Here is a 17,728-nt window from a genome sequence, read left to right on the forward strand (position 1 = left end):
GCGAGTCCGAGGGGAGCCCGAGAGTGCACGGACACGACACCAAACCGCGACACAGACCGACACCGCCGCCACCCAACAGCCGAGAAAGACGACCTTGGCCGACATCACTTGACACCATCCGACACCTCAGGGTTCGCGCTCTTAACCAGCGGGTCGGGTCAGGGCGCTTCCATACGGCGTGATCGGACGCCTCAAACCTCGGCAGCACTTGACGTGCGTCGATTCGAACGTATGTTCTATGCTCGACGATGTCGGGCGGAGTGGGGAAGACTCCGCCCGACGCCAGCAGGCATCTCGGCCAATGACGGAGCAGTTCCTTGGGAGGAGCGTTTAGATCGACTGGCAAGGTTCCGAGCGGGAGTGCCCTACGAGACGGCCCTGTTAGTCGCGAGGCGGTCTGGCGATATCAGACCAAGACGTTCAGGTGGTCGTCCCGATCTATCCAGCCGGCCGGTGGCCTTCCAGGTGCGGAGATCCGGCGGCCGTAATTGGACGTGTTGGTAACGCGGTCCAGTTCCGCCCCGGTGGGGACGCGGCCACGCGCGTGCTCACGGAGGTAGTACTGCCACATCCGCTGCTCTGCCGTCAATTCAGTGTCGCCCGAGACGAGATCTCGTGTCGGTACGTCGTTGGTCTCGTCGGTCTCGACTTGCACTCGGCGGCGGCGCAGAGATCGGTTCAGTAACTCGACGGCCAACAACAAGGACAGTGGCGGGCTGGCCGCCACGATGACCCCGAACACGGTGTGGTCGTAAGTGGATCCAACGTTGGCGCACAACGACAGGCAGATCCCGAACCCGAACGCCGTCCACGCGATCCGACGCCCGGTGTCATGGCCGGCCTTCCACAACTCCACCGTCGCGATGGTCAGCAGGCCATCGACGATCAGGGGCCAGATTGATGCCGTTGTCGGGTCGCCGCCGAAGCGGATTGCGAAGACTCGGCCGTGGCGGTAGGAGGCGTACGCCGCGCCCAGCGCAACCAGCGCCGTGCACGCACACTGGATCACTAGTCCGGCAGTCCATCGATCCGTGCGGGTCACGACGCACCTCCACGGGCATGGTTGTGGGCAAGGGGGATGGGGTTCGCCCGTCAGGGTGGCCAAGGCTGTGGCTACGTCCTGGAGCGAGGCTTTGACGTACGTGACCGTCGCGCTGTCGGCGGAATCGAAGTGGCCCGCGTAGGCATGGGCCACGCCGTAGCCGAAGCGGCGCTCCACCCACGTCAGCGTCGTGTGGCGGAGCCAGTGCGTGGAGACGTTCTGCGTGCGCACCGACGATACTTGGCGACCGATCCGGTCCCACAGGTGGTCGTAGCGGCGCTTGGTGATCGGCTCACCCGTGCGGTAGCGCAGCAGCTGCGCGTCTGGGTGGGTCGCGCCTCGCTCGTTGCCGTGGGCGACCAGAAGGCGCATCAGGGTCGGTGAGACCGGTTGGAAGCGGCTGGTGCCGTCTTTCTCCCGGAGGTGAACGAGACACTGGGTCTCCTCCAGGTCTCGCCGCCGCAGGCCGAGCGCTCCCCGCGGCGGCAGGCGGTCTCGGTGTGCAACCGCAGCAGCAGCGTGTCCAGATGCGGATCATCGCCGGTCGTCGCGGCCGTGGTGTTGATGTCCACCAGCTCGTGGTCGGCCAACGCCCGCCGCGGCGACGGCAGCCGACGTGGCTTGGCGACCTTCAACGCCGGGTTCTGCCCCTCGGTCAGCAGCCGGTCGTTCACCGCGTGGCGATAGAGACAGCGGATGGCCGCGATGAAGTTCTCCGCGGCGTTCCGGCCACCACGGCTGTTGCGGCGCACGAGCGCGTTTGCTCGGCTTTCCTCGGCCAGCTGTTTGATCTCCGACGGCGTCGGCTCATCCAGCCGCCGGCCACCCCATGCCTCCTCGACGCGGCGCCAGTAGGAGCCGTAGGACCTGGCCGTCGCGGGCGAGACCGCCCGCGAGACCTGCGGGATGTACTCCGAGAACGTCGGCACCACCGGCCGTAGCTCGGTCTCGGCAAGCAGATCCGCCGGGGCGATGCCCATTTTTGACAACAGCAACCGGGCCGCGTCCAGCTCCATCGGACTAGCGGTCATCACGATCACCGCCGACTAGTGACGCATGATAGCCGGTGACCATCTGGTCCAAGGCACTCGCGGGATGCACGACCAGAACACCGCGTGCCGGATCGGCAACCATGAACGCGTCATCCCCGGCGGAGATCCCGCACCGACGCCTGAGCATGATCGGCAGGACCACCATCCGCCGCTTCCCCAGCATGAACACGCCACCCGGGTCTCGACGCATCAGCAGCGACGTCCCCACAACTGTTGCAGCAAGGCGCACATCGTCGCGCCAACCCAGCCGATCCAGCAGCGGCCACACACAGACCCGGCCGGAAGGACTGACTCGAGCTATCGCGTACTCCAGCCCTGACCGAGTCCGATCAGGCAGCAGCGCGGGCAACGGCAGCGCCACCGCAGGAGAAACCAGACGATCCAGGAGCCCTTCCGTAGTCGCACCGGGGATCACGGGTGCCACGATCACGCCGACCACCGCCCCGATCGGGCGATCCGGCTACGGAACGCAAGGTGCCGACCACCACGAACGGTGATCGGCTTGTCGTGAGAGAGTTGGTGAAAGTTCACCACTTTTGGTGTCCGAGGACGATCTAGCTCGCTAACCACAACGCTCACGCTGGTCTGATCAGGCATGTTAGCTGTTCAGGACGTCGTCGGATGAGGCTCGATGGCGGGTCGAGTTCGGGTTCTGCGACCCGTCTACCTGGCGTAGTGCCCCGGGAGCAGTGGAACGACAACTTCACCGCGGCGGTCGCCGTCACCGACAACGGTCGGTACGCCGTGGACGCTGACCTTGAGTTTATCCGCCAGCCAACGGTCTCGCTCTACCGAGACGGCGACTATCTCCCAGCACGGCGACCGGGTCACCGTTACGGCCGCGGACTGCAACACGACCCCGGCGCCAGGCAAGACCGTCACGACCGGTTCCAACAGCAACTTCAACCACGGCACCCCGCCGCCGCGGGGTTCACGCTCAAGGGCGCCTGCTGCGGCGCCCTTGAGCGCCGGGCAGAATGAGCGGATGGATTCGTTCGATCTGGGACGGCTGAGTGACTACGACTTCGAAGTGGTCTGCCGGGACCTGTTTGAGGAGATCCTGGGTCTAAAGATCGAGATCTTAGCCCGCGGTGCCGACCGCGGGATCGACCTTCGGCACATGACCGGCGACGCCGGCGACGTCGTGATCCAGTGCAAGCACTGGGCCCGCAGCGGCCGTGCCAAGCTGCTCGCCCACATGCGCGATAAGGAGCGGGCCAAGATCGCAGAACTGCGGCCTGCACGGTACATCCTCGCCACGAGCGTCGAATTGACCGTAGACGCGAAGGACACCCTCCTTGAAGACCTCGCGCCATACGTCCACAGTACTGGCGACCTGTACGGCGCGGAGCAGCTCACCGAGGAGTTGCGCAAGCGCCCGGCACTCGTGCAGCGCCATCTTCGGCTGTGGCTGACCAGTACCGCTGTCCTGCATGCGGTGCTGAACCAGGACGCGCTGCTCCGCTCGGAAGACCTGGTTAGTGAGCTCGACGACGCCGCGATGACCTTCGTCCCGACCCCCACCTTCGACGTAGCCCTGGACCTTCTCGAGCGAGAGTCGGTCTGCCTACTGGCGGGTATCCCGGGCATCGGCAAGTCGACGATCGCGAAGATGCTCGCCCGCCTCCATCTGGAAAGAGGTTACCAGGTGGTCGACGTGACGCGGGAAATCAGCGAAATCGACAGAATGTGGCTTCCCGAAAGTCCACAGCTGTTCTTCTACGACGACTTCCTGGGCGAAATTGCCTTCGACCACCACCTCGGAAAAAACGAGGATCGTCGGCTGCTCGGGGTCCTTCGCCGGATCCGGAAGACGCCGGGGAAACTGCTGGTCCTCACCACACGCGAGTACATCCTGCGGGAGGCCAAGCATCGCCACGAGACTTTGGACGACGGCGACCTCGAACCGCTTACGTGCGATGTCGGGACGGACGCCTACAGCGTGGATATCCGTGCCAGCATCCTGTACAACCACGTCTACTATTCCGAAATCTCAGCCGCCGAGAAGAGAAAGTTCGCCGTCCCGTCGCAGTGGCGCGATCTCCTCTGGCACCGCAACTTCAGTCCCCGACTCGTGGCGAATACCCTGCGCCTCGCCAGCCGTGACGGCACCGCGGAAGTGGCCGAAGCCCTGCTCCTCAACTTTGAGAACCCAGAGCGAATCTGGGCACGCGTCATAGAACAGCAGCTCGACGCCTCCGCCGTCCACCTGCTCGAGGTGCTGTTCACGTTCGGCCGGGACACGGAGCTCGACGATCTCCACGACGCCTGGCGCAGCTATCGCATCGCTCTCAGGCAGTCGGACGACCGCCGGCAGTTCCACGACGCGGTGAAAGTGCTCGACGGCTCGATGATCGAAACGTCGCGCCTGTTCGACCCGATCGGGTTTGAAGGTGAAACCGCACCCGTCATCGTATCCTTTCACAACCCGTCCATTCGCGACTACCTACTGAGCCGGGTTCAATCGAAGCTGGTCTCCCTCGACGAGCTGCTCGGGACGATTACCGACGCTTCGCGTCTTCACCATTTGGTCTCACTCGCGTTCCTGCGCTCGCACAGCGTCCTGCGGGACGCGTTGCGCACCCGCGTCGACGACCTGACGGACTTGTTCCTTCGCGAATACGCCGAAACCGAGAGACCGTCCTTCGAGGAAGCACTTAGAGACGACGACTGGGGCGACGAAGACGATGACGGCAGCTGGACGAGCGACCTGGACTACTACCTGAAGGTCGCGGTCGTCATCGACTCCCGGGTCCTGGCCGGATTTATTGCGGACAAGATCGAGAACGCAGATTCCGGCCGGATCGGCGACTGCGAACCGAGTCATCTCATCACCCTCGCTGCTCACCTCGCGGCAACCGAGCTGGTCCCAGCGGAGCAGCGCCTTCGGCTAGGGCCCAAACTGCTCGACGAGGCCATCGCCGACAGGTCGCGCGCGCAAGGCCAGCTCGGATATCTGTGGTCGGACCTCATCGAGCTAGCGGAACTGCTGACCGACCTGGAGGTACCGGGAGCGCCCGCGCGCCTGCAGACGATCCACGAGGAGATGACCGATGTGGTGCACGGGGAACTCCGCGCATGGCTGTTCGACGAGCCGGCACGGCGAGCATACACAGCCCGTTACGGCAACTGGTGGGATCTCGCGGAGGTCTTGTCGTCTGTCGAGCCCGAAGACCTGCCCGAAGAGCTGCGTCCCGCGTACGTCGTCGCTACGGCCGCGGCCCAGGCAGGTATTTCGGCCGAAACCCCGACACCGAAAGCCAGAGAGGTGCCGCCGACGAACAGGCCGCCCGTTCATATCACCGAGCTGACTCTCGACGAGACGCTTCGCAACATGCTCGAAACCCTCGAATAGGCCAGGATTTCCCGCAAGAAGTCCACCGCGAGTACAGCGCCGGACTGGGAGTGTGCGGGTGCTGCGTGTAGACATAAGCCTGAGCCAGCTCGACATTGAAACGGCAGCTTGAACCGCCAAAGCGATGCTCGGCCGGAAACATCTTGGTCGCCAGGCGCGCGACACCGCCAACAACTCGCTGATTTGGACCAGGTACGGCAGGCTATGGTCGCAAACTGAGCATCGGGCATCGCTAAGCGGACGTCGACGACTGGTCAAGACAGCCTACACGGCCGCTCCTCACCGAACAGGGCGATCTATTGACCACAGGCTGGGAAATGCGACCGACTGGTTCGCCTGATCCCACCCATTTACCGCACTGCAAGGAAAGTCCAGTAGATGGATGGATCCCCCCAATCTATCGCGATATCCTTCCGACCTTCGGTATTATCTGCAATTCTGGTCAGAACAGTCTGTCCGACAACTCACTGTCCCGGGCGGTCGCGCACTGGCGAGCCAGTGGACATCCCGCGCACATCGGTGCTCGCTTGTGGCAGTGAAGCTGGCCGACCAGTCGCAACGCGGCCATGCGCAGCGGTGCTCTGGAGTCGCCTCCTATCAAGCGGGAGATGTCGACCCTGCCGTCAGTGAGGCTGTTCGTCCTCTCCGAGCTGGTGTTAAGTACGCGTGACGACACGCGGATGGCCGGCTGGCTGGTTAACAGGACATCGTCGCCCGCCAGCAGCTTCAGGAGTGCGGTCTTCCCAGGCGGAAGCGCTAAGACTTCCGGCATGTCCTGGGGGTGAAGCCAGAGCTTCCTGTCGTTCTGCAACTGCCGTAGGCGTGTGACCGATGCAGCAGCTCCGCGCGTGACTACCGCTCGTTCGATGAGGTCGACCGCTCGCTTGGTGATCCGCCCCCGCGTGGCCACCTCACGGAGGCCAGAAGCGTAGGCGGCTAGTTCAACGGGTAATGGGTCCAGCATCGCCACGACCGCGGCGACGGGCGGGGTCAGCTCGTCGCCGGGGAGCACACACCAGTAATTCCCGGCACGCCTCTCCTCTGCCCAAGCGACCAAGTGATTCGCGAGAACGCGCCACCGGTTCTGCCGGGCCTTATCGGCGACCGGTACCGGGACCAAGGCAGTAGCCGCGGCCTTGCCCAGCATCGGCGGCACCGCATTGCCGATCTGCTGAAACGCGTGACTGCGGCTGCCCGCGAAGCGGAAGTTGTCCGGGAATGTCTGGATACGGGCAGCCTCACGCACGGTGAGCGTGCGGTTCTCAGACGGGTGAATGTACCAGTACCCGTCCTTCGCGATATGCGCGGTGATGGAACGGCTCAGCTCTTTCCAGTCCAACCGCTTGTACTTGTCGTCGAATGTTTCTGCGGTGTACCTGCGCAGGCTGGGATCGATGTGCGCATAGAGCGTCTTCGACGTCATCGAGGCGAAAATCTCACGATCGTCCTCGCGAACCGGGCGGGTCATGTGATCCCACACCCTCTGCTCGCCGATGCCGCGCCTCATCGCCTTCGCGAACTCCGACACTTCGCCATCGGGTGAGTAGGGCAGGTCTCGACGACCGGTCGTGAGGCCGAGGCGAGGTAGGTCGTGAATTGCGTCCTGCACGAACACCTCTTTGCCTGGGCTAGGCCAAGTGAAGGCGTCGCTGTCGAGGCGGGCGAGCAGGATCAGCCGCTTGCGGTGCTGGGGAACGCCGTAGTGCCGGGCGTCGACCAGCCGGAGGTTGGTCCGGTACCCGACGTCCTCCAGCATGTTCACGATCCGCCGCACGACATGGAAGTCATCCCCCAGAGCCATGTCAGGAACGTTTTCCATCAGCACCGCGCGAGGCTTCACCTTGAGCACGACATCGACGTACGCTCGCCACAGTTCCTTGCGTTCGTCGAACTCGTCACGCACACCCGCGTCCACCAGACTGCGGATCTTGCTGCGCCCTGCCCTGCTGAACGGCTGGCACGGTGGCCCGCCGGCGATGAGATCGATCTCCACACGCTTGAGCATCCTGATCAACGCGGCGCGCTTCTTCGGGTCCCCCAAATCGACGTCGAGCGCGAGGCCGGGGAAGTTCGCCCGGTGAGTCTGCAACGCGAACTTGTTGTGGTCGACCGAGGCCGCGACGGTCCACCCGGCGTCGGTCAAGCCCAGGCTCAAGCCACCGCCGCCGGAAAACAAGTCGACCGCGAGCCGGGCACCTTTCGCCACCCGTTCGGCGCACCACTGCTCGAAGGTCTCCTCGGTGCATGCGTCCGGGTGTGCCGGCAACTGGAGCAGGTCGCTGCGCTCGAGTTTCACCGCGTAGACCGCCACGTCGCCTCCCGTCCTCCGAACAGGGACCCGCGCGGGACCTCCACCACCGTAGATCTGGTTGTGCTCAATTTCTCTATGCCACTTCCCGGGACCTGTCCACTCGGCCCACCCGACGCGCTAACAATGAAAACGGGGATGAAGTCGCCTAACCGACGAGGACGTTGGCAGGAGGGGCCCACCCTATCGCGCGGACGCGGTCCCAGCAGGCGGTCTTCTTTGCCCACTCGGTGACGTTTCCGCCGCTCGGAGGTGACGTGAGCACTCGGCGCACAGCCTTGGCAACGTCGGGTACCGCACTGACGATCGCTTCGGGCAGCGTCTGTTCGCGCCAGAGCCGGTCGAGATCGAGCCCGCCGAGCGTGTGTACGATCAGCGACACGCTGTGCGCAGCTGTCTGCCCGAGGTATCCCCCGAAGTTCTGCTTCTGGATGATCGACCTCACCTGGCGGAACACGATCGCCTTGGCGACCAGATGGCGGAAGTACACGTCATCGGGGGCTTCGCGCTCGGCTAAGCCCTCGTCCGACGTCCACGTCCGGAAGCACTTCTCAGCGCCCTGGCACACGACTTCAGGTCGGAGCGAGTAGGCGTACTCGTACTTGGCGGCGTCCGTCTTGCCGAATCGCTGTCGCACAGGGTTCTCGCGGTCGAACTTTCGTCGCGTGGCGGTGGTCGTGAACCTGTTCTTCTCGACGTCGTACTGCCCGCGCACGCGCTCGTAGTACCAGCGAGTCTGCTCGACGTCGACCCCGAGAGACGGCACCCAGGTGGTGCGGGACCACCGCTCCAACCCGACATGGAAGCGGCTGTTGCCCTCGAAGTCGGCTGGGGTGACAGCGTTCTGCGAGTTTGCGTAGCGGGAAATCTCCGGGACCATGCTGTCAAGCCGGTCATCGGGGATCAAGGTTATCTTCGCAGGCACCATGACCTGGGCCAAGTCGATCCCCTTGCGCGCAGCGTGGTGCAGCGAGGCGGTGGTCTGCCCACCGTTGACGATCTGCAGCTCGGTCAGGGTGCGCAGCACCAGTCCGCCCGACGTCCGCTCGAGGTCTGCTGCCCGAGCGGTGGCGGAGACGCCGTTGTTGTAGGCCAGGAATCGGCCAGGCTGCTCCTTGAGCGTCTCCGCGATTCCCTTGTTGACCTTTCCCCTGGCTTGGAGATAGGCACGCACGTTGCGCTGGAGCAGCCGGCTGTGGTGCTCGTCGTACAGATCGGCGAGCAGCTTCCCCGGCAGCATCGCCATCAAGCAGCGGTAACCATCGGCCTGCTCAGGTGACTCCAGGCAGTGCACCTCGTACCCCATCTCCGCGACGTCGATGAGAATGTCCTCCTGGTGGGCGCCGGAGCTGATCAGCTTTTGGAGACGGCTGACGTCCCACACGTTCACGAGGGTCGGGAGACCAGCAACGGTGGCCTCTTCCGCTCGGCGCAATCCGCTCTTCCCGTCGGTGAAGACCAGAATCTTGATCATCTGCAACTGGGGCCACGCGCCGTGGATGTGCTCGACCATGTCGTAAGGCGGGCTCGACCGCTCAAGCTGCTCGTGCAGTCCGCTGCGGCAGAACTCCGCGAACGCGCCAGCGCGGCGGACCAACTGGGTTAGCCGCTCGCGCTTCAGGGGCTCGGCGTCCAAGCCGTAATCAGCCGTCACGAGGTGCAGGATCGTGCCGTCTCCTGTGATGTCGTACCCCGCGACCTCGATGCGACGGCTCTGCCAGGGCATGAACAAGTAGCAGGTGTCCAGATCGTCTAGCGCCCCGTCGTCGATCAGGTGCTCACCGATCAGGGTCACGAAGGCGTCCCGCGCCATTAGCTCCGGCTCCGCCTGGACCCGGTCCTCCACCCTGCGCCGCAGCTCCGCTACGAAGGCGGCGAGTTCGCCGTCCGTCACGTCGTCCCCCTGGTTCGGTGCTGTTCGATTACAAGCTCTGACTTGCCGCGTGCAATGCGCGCGAGAGCAGTAAGCCTCGGCCGCAGCGGTGCCGGCACCACGACCGCGGCTCCGGGGTGATCTTCGCGCCAGGCGGACCGCTGTGCGAACGGTACCTCGACGAGGACCCTGGCCAGTGCGGTGCTCTCCGCCATGTCCAAGCCGTCGAGTCCGAGCCACCCACCGCGCGAGAGGTACCGGCCGTCACATCGCACGTAGAAACCCTGCGAGGCCCGCCAGTCGACCGGGTCGCCGACCGAGTCCGCCTCTCCGGCACGCAGGAGGTCCGGGTGGGGTAGGACGCGAGGACTGGCGACCACCGAGAAGCCTTCGCCAGTTACCCGCTCTTCCCCGAGGTGCTGCCCGGCCGGGTTGCCCCACAGGAACGGGTCTTTCGCAGTCACCGCGCATCCGTTGACGTCGAGGCGGATACTGCGTTCCAACAACTCTCCGAACACCACGCCCAAGTCGCGGATGCACCGGTTGAGGATCGTTCCGAGGTGTGCACCCGCGACTTGCGGACGTGGGATGCGGAGCAACACCACCGACCAGCGGTCGACCTCGTCCTTGGCCAGCAGTCCCGCGGGGAGCCTCCGAGAAGAGCGATGCAACCACCAAGTGTCGGTGTCCACGGCGGAGGTGAGCACGAGGCAGGCCGGGGACGCATGCGACTCCCAGGTGGTGATCTCACCGTACAGGGAAGCGGCGATGCCGAGGGCCACCGATCCGAGGGACACCTCGCGTCCCTCGGACAGCGTCGAGAGCAACGAATACCCGGCGAATGCTGCACCGTCGTGGACTAGCGAAAGTCTGCAGCTCGTGCCAGAGCCCGCGCTCCTGATGCGGACGTGGCGGGCGCCGGATCGCAACGCGCGGTCCACCAAGGCGATCAGCAATGTTCCCACGGCATTATCTCCGCCTGCAGCGCCGAGCAGCTCCACGAGTCGCGATCCCGTGGCGATCTCCGTGCTGGTCGGGCGCTTGTCACGCTTCGGTGTGCGCATGCCGTTCGACCGACGGGTCGGACGCTTCGGTGAGGGCACGGGAACGGGATTTGCACCGCCGGCCACCAGACCTACGTCCGCGAGCTTGTCGCGCAGGTTGTCCTTCGCCTTGCTTTCGATCTGCCGCGCTCGTTCGCGGGTGAACGAGAAGTGCTCGCCGATCTTATCCAGGGTGAGGTCGTCACCACCGTCAAAGCCGAACCGCAACCTGAGCACTTCGGCTTCGCGCTCCTTCAATAGTGACAAAGCTTCCTGCACGAGTTCGGCGCCGAGTTCGCGGTCTACCACGTAGTCGGGGTTCGAGTGGTCCTCGAGCGGAGCGGGGATCAGCTCCGCGAACGAGATCTCGCCATCCATGCCCAAGGGTGCGTCCAGGCTGATCACACCCAAGGACAACCGCAGGCAGTCCACCACCTTCTCCCAAGACAACCCGGTGCGTTTGGCGATCTCTGCGATTGGAGCGTCTTCCTGCTGGAGGAGCAGCCTGTTCCGGACGGTGCGAACTTTGCGGACTTCTTCGTATTTGTGGACCGGCAGCCGGATCATCGCGCCTTCGTCGGGAACTGCTCGGCCCATGTGCTGGTTGATCCAGTTCACCGCGTAGGTGGAGAACTTCAGCCCTCGCGAGCCGTCCCACTTCTCGATCGCCCGCATCAGACCCAACAGCCCGTGCTGGTGCAGGTCCTCGTAGTCGAGACCGGCACCGAGGTGCTTCGTGATGCAGGAGCCCACGAGGCCGGTGTTGTGCAATACCATGGCGTCGAACGCCTTCGCCCGCTCGTCAGCGCTGCGCAGCGTTGAGCGAAAGCCTTTGGGCAGTTCCTCCGCGAGATCTTCACCGGTAAGCCGCATCAACTGTGCCAGCCCGACCTCCTCCTCCGCCGTCAGCAGGCGTTTCGCGCGGTCCTCGCTCCGCATTGGAGCAGCGAGCACAGCGCGGGCACTGTCGACGGCTGATCGGCTGGGCGGGGGCAGCTGTTCTGCTGTGGAAGGAGAAGCAGCGAGGTGCCTGGTGGACACCATCTCCACCCACTCGTCGCCGACCGCCTTGCGCGTGCGGTCGTCCACCAAGGCGGACGGGAGCCCGCTCAAAGCAGTGGGTCGTCCCACACCGGAGTAGGAGAGAAACAACTCCGAGCGCGTCGTAGGGCCGAGCACCCGCAGCGCGTTCTCGAACCGGAAACGGTCCTCCACCTGGTCGAGTCCCGCCAGCACGACGTGGTCGAACCGCATACCCACGGCGCTGACCCAGGTCAGAACCTTGACTCCCGGGTCGGATGCGGTAACCGCGGCGTGCCGCGGGACCCTTGCACCGGACAGGTGCCACTGCGTCGTACCGTCGAACAGGTCGCCGATCCCGTCCTTGAAGACTTGGACCAATTCGCGGGTCGGCAGCAGCACGCCGATTCGCCGGTCGCGGTGCGCCGTCGCGTGCTCTACGACAAACCGGATCTCCTCGTCGACGTCCTCGTGGTCCACCAGCACTGGGCGCGGACCTTCACGGCGGGAGACGTCTGTGAGGAAAGATCCATCGCCGAGGCGCTCTAGCAACTGGTCGATCTGCGCGGTGCCGCCATCGACGTCGTGCGAAGTCGTGGCGGCATCCGCGCCGAGGAGAGCGGTGAGGTCGTCCTGTGTCGTACCGGAGTCTCCGACCGTCTGCACGGGGTCGACGAATACCGTCGCCTCGATGCTCAGTAGCCGGAGCACCGTGTAGAAGTCGGGCGGCAGCTGCTGCCCTTGGACCACGATGACATGTCGCCGGTCCAGCGGCCGGACGTAACGGGCCCGGAGGTGCCGCTTGAACTCCCAGAAGTCGACGTCGTAATCGTCCGTCTCCGGTTGCCTCACTCGCAGCACCGTGCGCCACATGTCGGCGAAGTAGGAGTGGTAGGTCATCACCGTGTCTCCACGGCTCTCGAACGGCATCATCGTGCGGATGCGGCTCGTCAGCACGCTTGACCGGGTGATGACGTGGAGTTCCTTGCCGCTCCCCCGCAAGCGGCGGTAGGCCGTGACCGCCTGGTCCGCTTGATCGACTGCGGGTGCGGCGGCCACCACGGTATGACAAGGTGCCTCGTGAACCGGGGCTCGTAACGCGGCGCTCACAGCACGCTTCCCGGGACACCGTCGACCGTCGCAGCCAGGTCCTTGAAGAACCCGAACTCCGGGTCGATCAGAAGGCGTCTGTCCAGCAGCCTGTTCATCACCTCGCAGCTCGTCTCCGGGGTCAGCGAGCACGCGTGGCATGCCGCCAGGGACAACCCGTCCGGTCCCTGACCTGGGTGGTCTGCGCACACGGGATCAAACGAGCACCACACGGCCGAAATGATCGACATGTCGAGGAGCCGACCCAACCGGGGGGACTCACCCATCCTGACGAGACCGCCGAGAGTGCCCTCCAAGTCACCAGCTGCAGTGTAAATCAATACCCCGGCCATGGCGGGGCCTTTGCCGCTCTTCGTCACGTATAGGCGCTCGCGCAACGCGGAAGTCGAGTAGCCAGCTTCGAAGGCGGTGTTGCGCAGGAGCAGGTGTGCGAAGGTATGCAGGAGCACCAAGCGCGGTGTCGGCTCGGGGAGCCACTTGGCTCCCTTGTCTTTGTGCCGCTCCACCAGCTTCCGGCATCGGTCGATCACTGCGCCTGATCGTTCCCAGTGGGCGAGGGCTTCTTCGTCGAACCGGAGGAAGAAGCCCTCGCCGAAGACCTCGATCGCTGGCAGGAAGTCGCCGTCGGAACTCAAGTTCGACGGCACCTTCTCCCGCATCGTGTGGCGCTCGAAGTGCGTCAGCACCCGAACTTCGCGCAGGCGGTCGACCAGTACGACGTCTGCGATCAGTTTCCGCCAGCCGCTCGTCGTCCCTCCGACGTCTCCCAACGGACGATCGGCTCTGCGCGAGATGAAGCGATCCCGGTGGTCGTGGTCCTCTTGGGGGTTGATCAGGGCCGCCCACTCGTCCGGACGGATGTTCTCCGGACCACCGTCGACGGGAGCGCGCGGATCACCCGCCTCACGAGCCAGTGCCGCCTCGACCTCGGCGACGGAGAGTTTATACTCGTCGGCCGCTACCTCGATCATCTGTTTGGCCAGCTTGTAGCTCGGTTGGCCCACCAGGAACTTGAACTCGTTGCTCCTTATCAGCGCCGCCAGCGGGTCGCTGATCGTGCTCCACGCCGACTCCGGCGGAATATCGATCGCGCTCTCCACCGTGGGGAAGTACACACTCGACGCCCCGCGTTGCATCGCAACCATTTGCTCGGAGCATGCCGAGGCGTCCCTCGAGCCCTGCCACGGCTGCCTGCCAGAGCATTTGCCGCCAATCTGCTTCAGTCCGATCCTGGTGGTCAATCCGTCCAGGGACTTCTCGCAGCCGCACGTTCCGCAGCGCACGACGAGCGAGTTAAGGCCGCCACCGACGCCGGTCTTGTTTAGGAACTTCAGCTCCGGCCGCTGGCATTGGTTCTGATTCCGGCTGCGGCGAACCGCGGAGTGTGCCCAGCCTGCCCAGTCCACATCCGAGAGGTGCCCGTTGGCGCACACCGCAACGAACCGCATTGGGACGAGCTGCTTGCGACCGGGGCAGTGTTCACAAGGCGGGGCGGTGTTGGCGACCTCTTTCTTGTACGACCACCGGCTCATGCGCCGGCAGCTTGGACAGAACAGCCACTGCGGGAAGCGGAAGTAGGGGATGGGCCAGCGGGGTGAGGGCGCCGCGAGCGAATCCACCTTCAGGTAGGCGGCTAAGCGCGGAAAATCGATGGGCACGTGCGGGCCGCGCCACTTCCCGGCATCCTCGACCACAAACGACTCACCGACGAGGTCGATGATCGCTCCTGGGCCGAAAGGACTGATGATTTGCGAACGCCGAACCTTGCGGACCGTCACTTTCGTGCCCCCCTCACTTCGACTTGGACCTCCACATCGACGCTGCGCATCGAGTCGAGCGTGGCCCAGCCGTCCCCTCGGTCGGTAAATCGCTTGAGCAGTTTGGGGCGCTCGCGCCCGCCCTGGCTGTAGCGCAGACCGCCAGCCGGCTCCGCATCTACTGCCCGCTTCACCCACGTCTCGATGAGGTCGTTGAGGTGAGCCTCGACCCGCTCCAGTTCGGTTGCGTCGGCTCGTTCGACTCGGCCGAGGAATCTCTTGACGAGCACAGCGAAGCGCTCGTCGTCGGGGTCGAATGACGCGGCCTCTTGATCACCCGACAGACCGAGCGCGTGGCGCACCAGTACGACCAAGTCTGCGTGAAGGGCGCGCAGGCGCGCCGGTACCGAGAACGGAGTTACCGAACTCGGCTCGACCGAGCGGTAGAGGCTCGCGTGATAGGGCGTGAACGACTCGTAGTGCGACCGGTCTCGCGGCTTGGACGGTGAGTACACCGTTACGACGATGCCTGGACGGTCGGCGCTCCGGCCCACGCGGCTGGTGGCCTGGATGTATTCGGCGGTCGTCTTCGGCTGGCCAACGACGGTCATGACGCCGAGACGGCCGACGTCGACGCCCACAGAGATCATATTGGTGCTGGCGAGGAAGGCGACGCCGTCCGACGCGTCGTGCCGTTTCTTGAGCCGGTCCAGGCGTTGCGGGATCTGTGCTGACGCCACGTTGCTGGTCAGCTCGACCACGTTGTCGTCGTCGAGGTGCCGCACGTGGTCCTCGGCCTGCGCGATCACCTTTAACCGCGACGGGATGTCGTCAGAGGCGAGGTTGATCGTCTTGCCCAGCTCGCGGAGACTGTTGTGGTAGACGACGAGCGTCGAGTATGCATCCTTGGCCGCGGGCGTCAGATCGACTTCGAGTGGCGCCTGCAGCTGCGCTGCAGCGACGTGGATGAGCGCGGTAAGCGGCGTGTGCCCTTGGGGCATAACCCCCATGTAGGCACGACCGGGTCGTTCGCGGTCGGTGCTCACGAAGTACGAGTCGGCCGCGTCGACACCCGCCGGCGGGAACAGCGCAACAGGCCGTCCGAAGACACCCCTGGTCTGCTCGTCGGCCCGGCGAATGGTGGCCGTGGCGGCGACGATCTTGGGCTTGTTGCCCCGATGCGCCATCAGCACGTCGAAAGCCGCTTCATAGAGGCCGACTATGGTCCCGAGCGGACCGGAAATGAGGTGGAACTCATCTTGGATGATCAGTGACGGACCCGGGTAGGGACCCGCACCGAAGAACACGCCGGTGTCTTCTTTCCAGACCGTACGGGCGAACTTGTCGACCGTGCCGACCAGCATGGTGGGCGGGTTCAGGTAGAGGTCTTCGTCCACCGAGGACATTGGCAGCTCGGTTCGAAAAGGACATTTGTCGTTAACACACCGCACGCGGAAAGAGTTATTGGTCGCCGAGATGCCCCACCGCTGCTCATCCTCCGGGCTACCGGGCGTGACCCTGGTACCGCACCACGGGCAGGACTCGATCTGGAAGCCTTGGTCGCTCGCGGTTCCGTCACGCAGCCGTGTGATCAGTCGCCGGGCCTCTGCGAAGCTGTTGGGGCTGTTATCACCGCCGACCCAAAGGCCAATCGACACGGCGCGGCTGCCGAGCTGCCCCCGGTACTCGGGGTCGTCCCGGCGCACCCGCTCGCAGGCGGCAATCATGGTCGCGGCGCGCTGAAACTGCTGGCTGGTGAGCAGACGTAGGGTGTACCTGGTGATGACCGTGGTGCCCACTCCCGCGTCACCCCTGGTCATGCGCCGGTGGAGGATGGTGAACGCCGCGAGCCCGAGGTACGCCTCGGTCTTGCCACCACCGGTGGGGAACCAGATCAGGTCGACCAAGTCCCGGTCTTCGCCCTCTTGGACCACGCCTTTCACCGTCATCAACAGGAAGCCGAGCTGGAACGGTCGCCAAGCGTAGTCGAGCGAGTCGTAGTCGACCGCCGGGTCCGGTGCGTCCGCGGGAGCGTGCGGCGAGCCGCCGAGGTGCGGCTGGCTGTGCGCCATCTGCATGACCATCACGCGGTTGGCCAGCGCGAACGCCTTGAGTGCAACTTGGTCTTCGCGCAAGAATTCGAGGCCGCCCAGCATGCGGTCCCTGGCACTTGTGGCACGGACGCGCAACCGCTGAGCGGCGGCCTGGAGTCGCTGGTCAAGGTTCGCCACTGCGGCGTCCCAGGTCTTCGCGATCCAGTCCGAATACCGGTCGACGAAGCCGGTCAGGGCCGCGAACACGGGCTCAGGATCGGTGGCGATCGCAGCGAGGCCGTTCAGACGGACGGCGTCGGCCACGTCGGGCAGGTCGAAGTCGACGTCGGGCACGACGTGCACAGGAAGGAACGACGTGCCGACCCACGAGGGCTGGTCGCCGGTCGTGTCCCAGCGGGCGGCCGTCCCGTGGCCGACGGCGTACACCGGCACGTCACGGTACTGGAGTTCGAGTTCTTCCGCCTCTTCGTCGCTATGTGTCCGTGCCTGGGCCGGATAGCGGATGAGGGTGCCCTCCACGGCCGAGCAGCGCAGGTCGACCTGGAAGAGCAAGTCCTCTGGGTTCACCGCCCGGCGCTCTTCCTGCACCTTGCGGTTGACCAGGACGGCGGTGACGATCACGCCGTCGGGATGCAGACGCCAGATGACCTCGACGCTGGCCGCCCCGTTCCAAACCTCCTTCCGCCGGCTCGCCCCGGAGGGTGGAGGCTCAAACAGCAGACCTTCTTCCTCCACGAGGTCCAGCGGTTCGCGTTGCCACTCGTCGTCCGAGGTGGCCCGGTACTTCCCAGCTCGCACCTCCACCACAATGGCGGACCGCTCCGCGGTCATGAAGCTGATGCCAGCCGAACTCGGTCGACTTTGTCCCGCCAGCGTGATGGGGTTCTCGTCGTCGTCTTCGGGTAGTGCCGCCGCTTGATCGTCGACTTCCTCGGCATCATCGGCTGGGAAGCTCACATCGGCAGAGGACGGGGTGAGCGACATCGGGTACAGCACGGCGGTCAGGTACCGGTGCTGCGGAGCCCGCTCGTACAGGACCTCGTCCTCGCCGTCGACCGGACCGACCAGTTGGTCGTGTAGATAGTCGATCACCCGGTCACGGTCCGAGAACCCA

At 65.0% G+C, this 17,728-nt stretch carries 9 protein-coding genes and 1 pseudogene; 2 read left to right on the forward strand and 8 right to left on the reverse strand.

Going from position 1 to position 17,728, the window contains the following annotated elements:
• Positions 1-406: 406 nt before the first annotated feature.
• Genes BT341_RS47725 through BT341_RS44685 form a run of 3 tightly spaced genes read right to left on the reverse strand, consistent with a single transcriptional unit; the run spans position 407 to position 2,524 of the window.
• Positions 407-1,414 carry a DUF2637 domain-containing protein gene (locus tag BT341_RS47725; protein WP_342750239.1) on the reverse strand — a complete coding sequence of 336 codons (1,008 nt, stop codon included), beginning with the start codon at positions 1,412-1,414 and terminating at the stop codon, positions 407-409.
• Positions 1,414-2,058, reverse strand: a complete 645-nt coding sequence (locus tag BT341_RS47730; RefSeq protein WP_342750240.1) for a hypothetical protein — start codon at positions 2,056-2,058, stop codon at positions 1,414-1,416. Before BT341_RS47730 ends, BT341_RS47725 begins: the two co-directional genes overlap by 1 nt.
• Before the next feature lie 4 nt (positions 2,059-2,062).
• Positions 2,063-2,524, reverse strand: coding sequence for a hypothetical protein (locus BT341_RS44685; RefSeq protein ID WP_143168724.1), 462 nt, complete (start codon positions 2,522-2,524; stop codon positions 2,063-2,065).
• Between the two features lie 306 nt (positions 2,525-2,830).
• Here BT341_RS44685 and BT341_RS48010 point away from each other — a divergent pair.
• Both BT341_RS48010 and BT341_RS32575 read left to right on the forward strand, forming a co-directional pair.
• Positions 2,831-3,007, forward strand: a pseudogene (locus BT341_RS48010) (cellulose binding domain-containing protein); the annotation flags it as partial.
• Positions 3,008-3,079: 72 nt separating this feature from the next.
• A complete protein-coding gene (locus BT341_RS32575) occupies positions 3,080-5,449 on the forward strand; it encodes an nSTAND3 domain-containing NTPase (RefSeq protein ID WP_084743080.1) in 2,370 nt (789 codons plus the stop codon).
• Between the two features lie 442 nt (positions 5,450-5,891).
• Here BT341_RS32575 and BT341_RS32580 read toward each other — a convergent pair whose 3' ends face one another.
• The 5 genes from BT341_RS32580 to BT341_RS32600 form a co-directional block, all read right to left on the reverse strand.
• Entirely contained in the window at positions 5,892-7,760 is a 1,869-nt protein-coding gene (locus tag BT341_RS32580) for a DNA cytosine methyltransferase (RefSeq protein WP_218177794.1), read from the reverse strand.
• A 145-nt stretch (positions 7,761-7,905) separates the two neighbouring features.
• On the reverse strand, positions 7,906-9,651 hold the full coding sequence (locus BT341_RS32585; RefSeq protein WP_072479897.1) for an AIPR family protein: 1,746 nt from the start codon (positions 9,649-9,651) through the stop codon (positions 7,906-7,908).
• Positions 9,648-12,752: a sigma-70 family RNA polymerase sigma factor gene (locus BT341_RS32590; RefSeq protein ID WP_143168725.1), complete on the reverse strand. Its 3,105-nt coding sequence runs from the start codon at positions 12,750-12,752 to the stop codon at positions 9,648-9,650. The genes BT341_RS32585 and BT341_RS32590 overlap by 4 nt, the downstream gene beginning before the upstream one ends.
• A gap of 47 nt (positions 12,753-12,799) precedes the next feature.
• Complete coding sequence (drmB, locus tag BT341_RS32595) at positions 12,800-14,581, reverse strand: DUF1998 domain-containing protein (RefSeq protein ID WP_072479899.1); 1,782 nt, start codon at positions 14,579-14,581, stop codon at positions 12,800-12,802.
• Positions 14,578-17,706, reverse strand: coding sequence for a helicase-related protein (locus BT341_RS32600; RefSeq protein WP_218177795.1), 3,129 nt, complete (start codon positions 17,704-17,706; stop codon positions 14,578-14,580). Before BT341_RS32600 ends, drmB begins: the two co-directional genes overlap by 4 nt.
• Positions 17,707-17,728 lie beyond the last annotated feature (22 nt).

It is taken from the genome of Amycolatopsis australiensis (genome assembly GCF_900119165.1).
In the GTDB taxonomy this organism is placed as follows: Bacteria; Actinomycetota; Actinomycetes; order Mycobacteriales; family Pseudonocardiaceae; genus Amycolatopsis; species Amycolatopsis australiensis.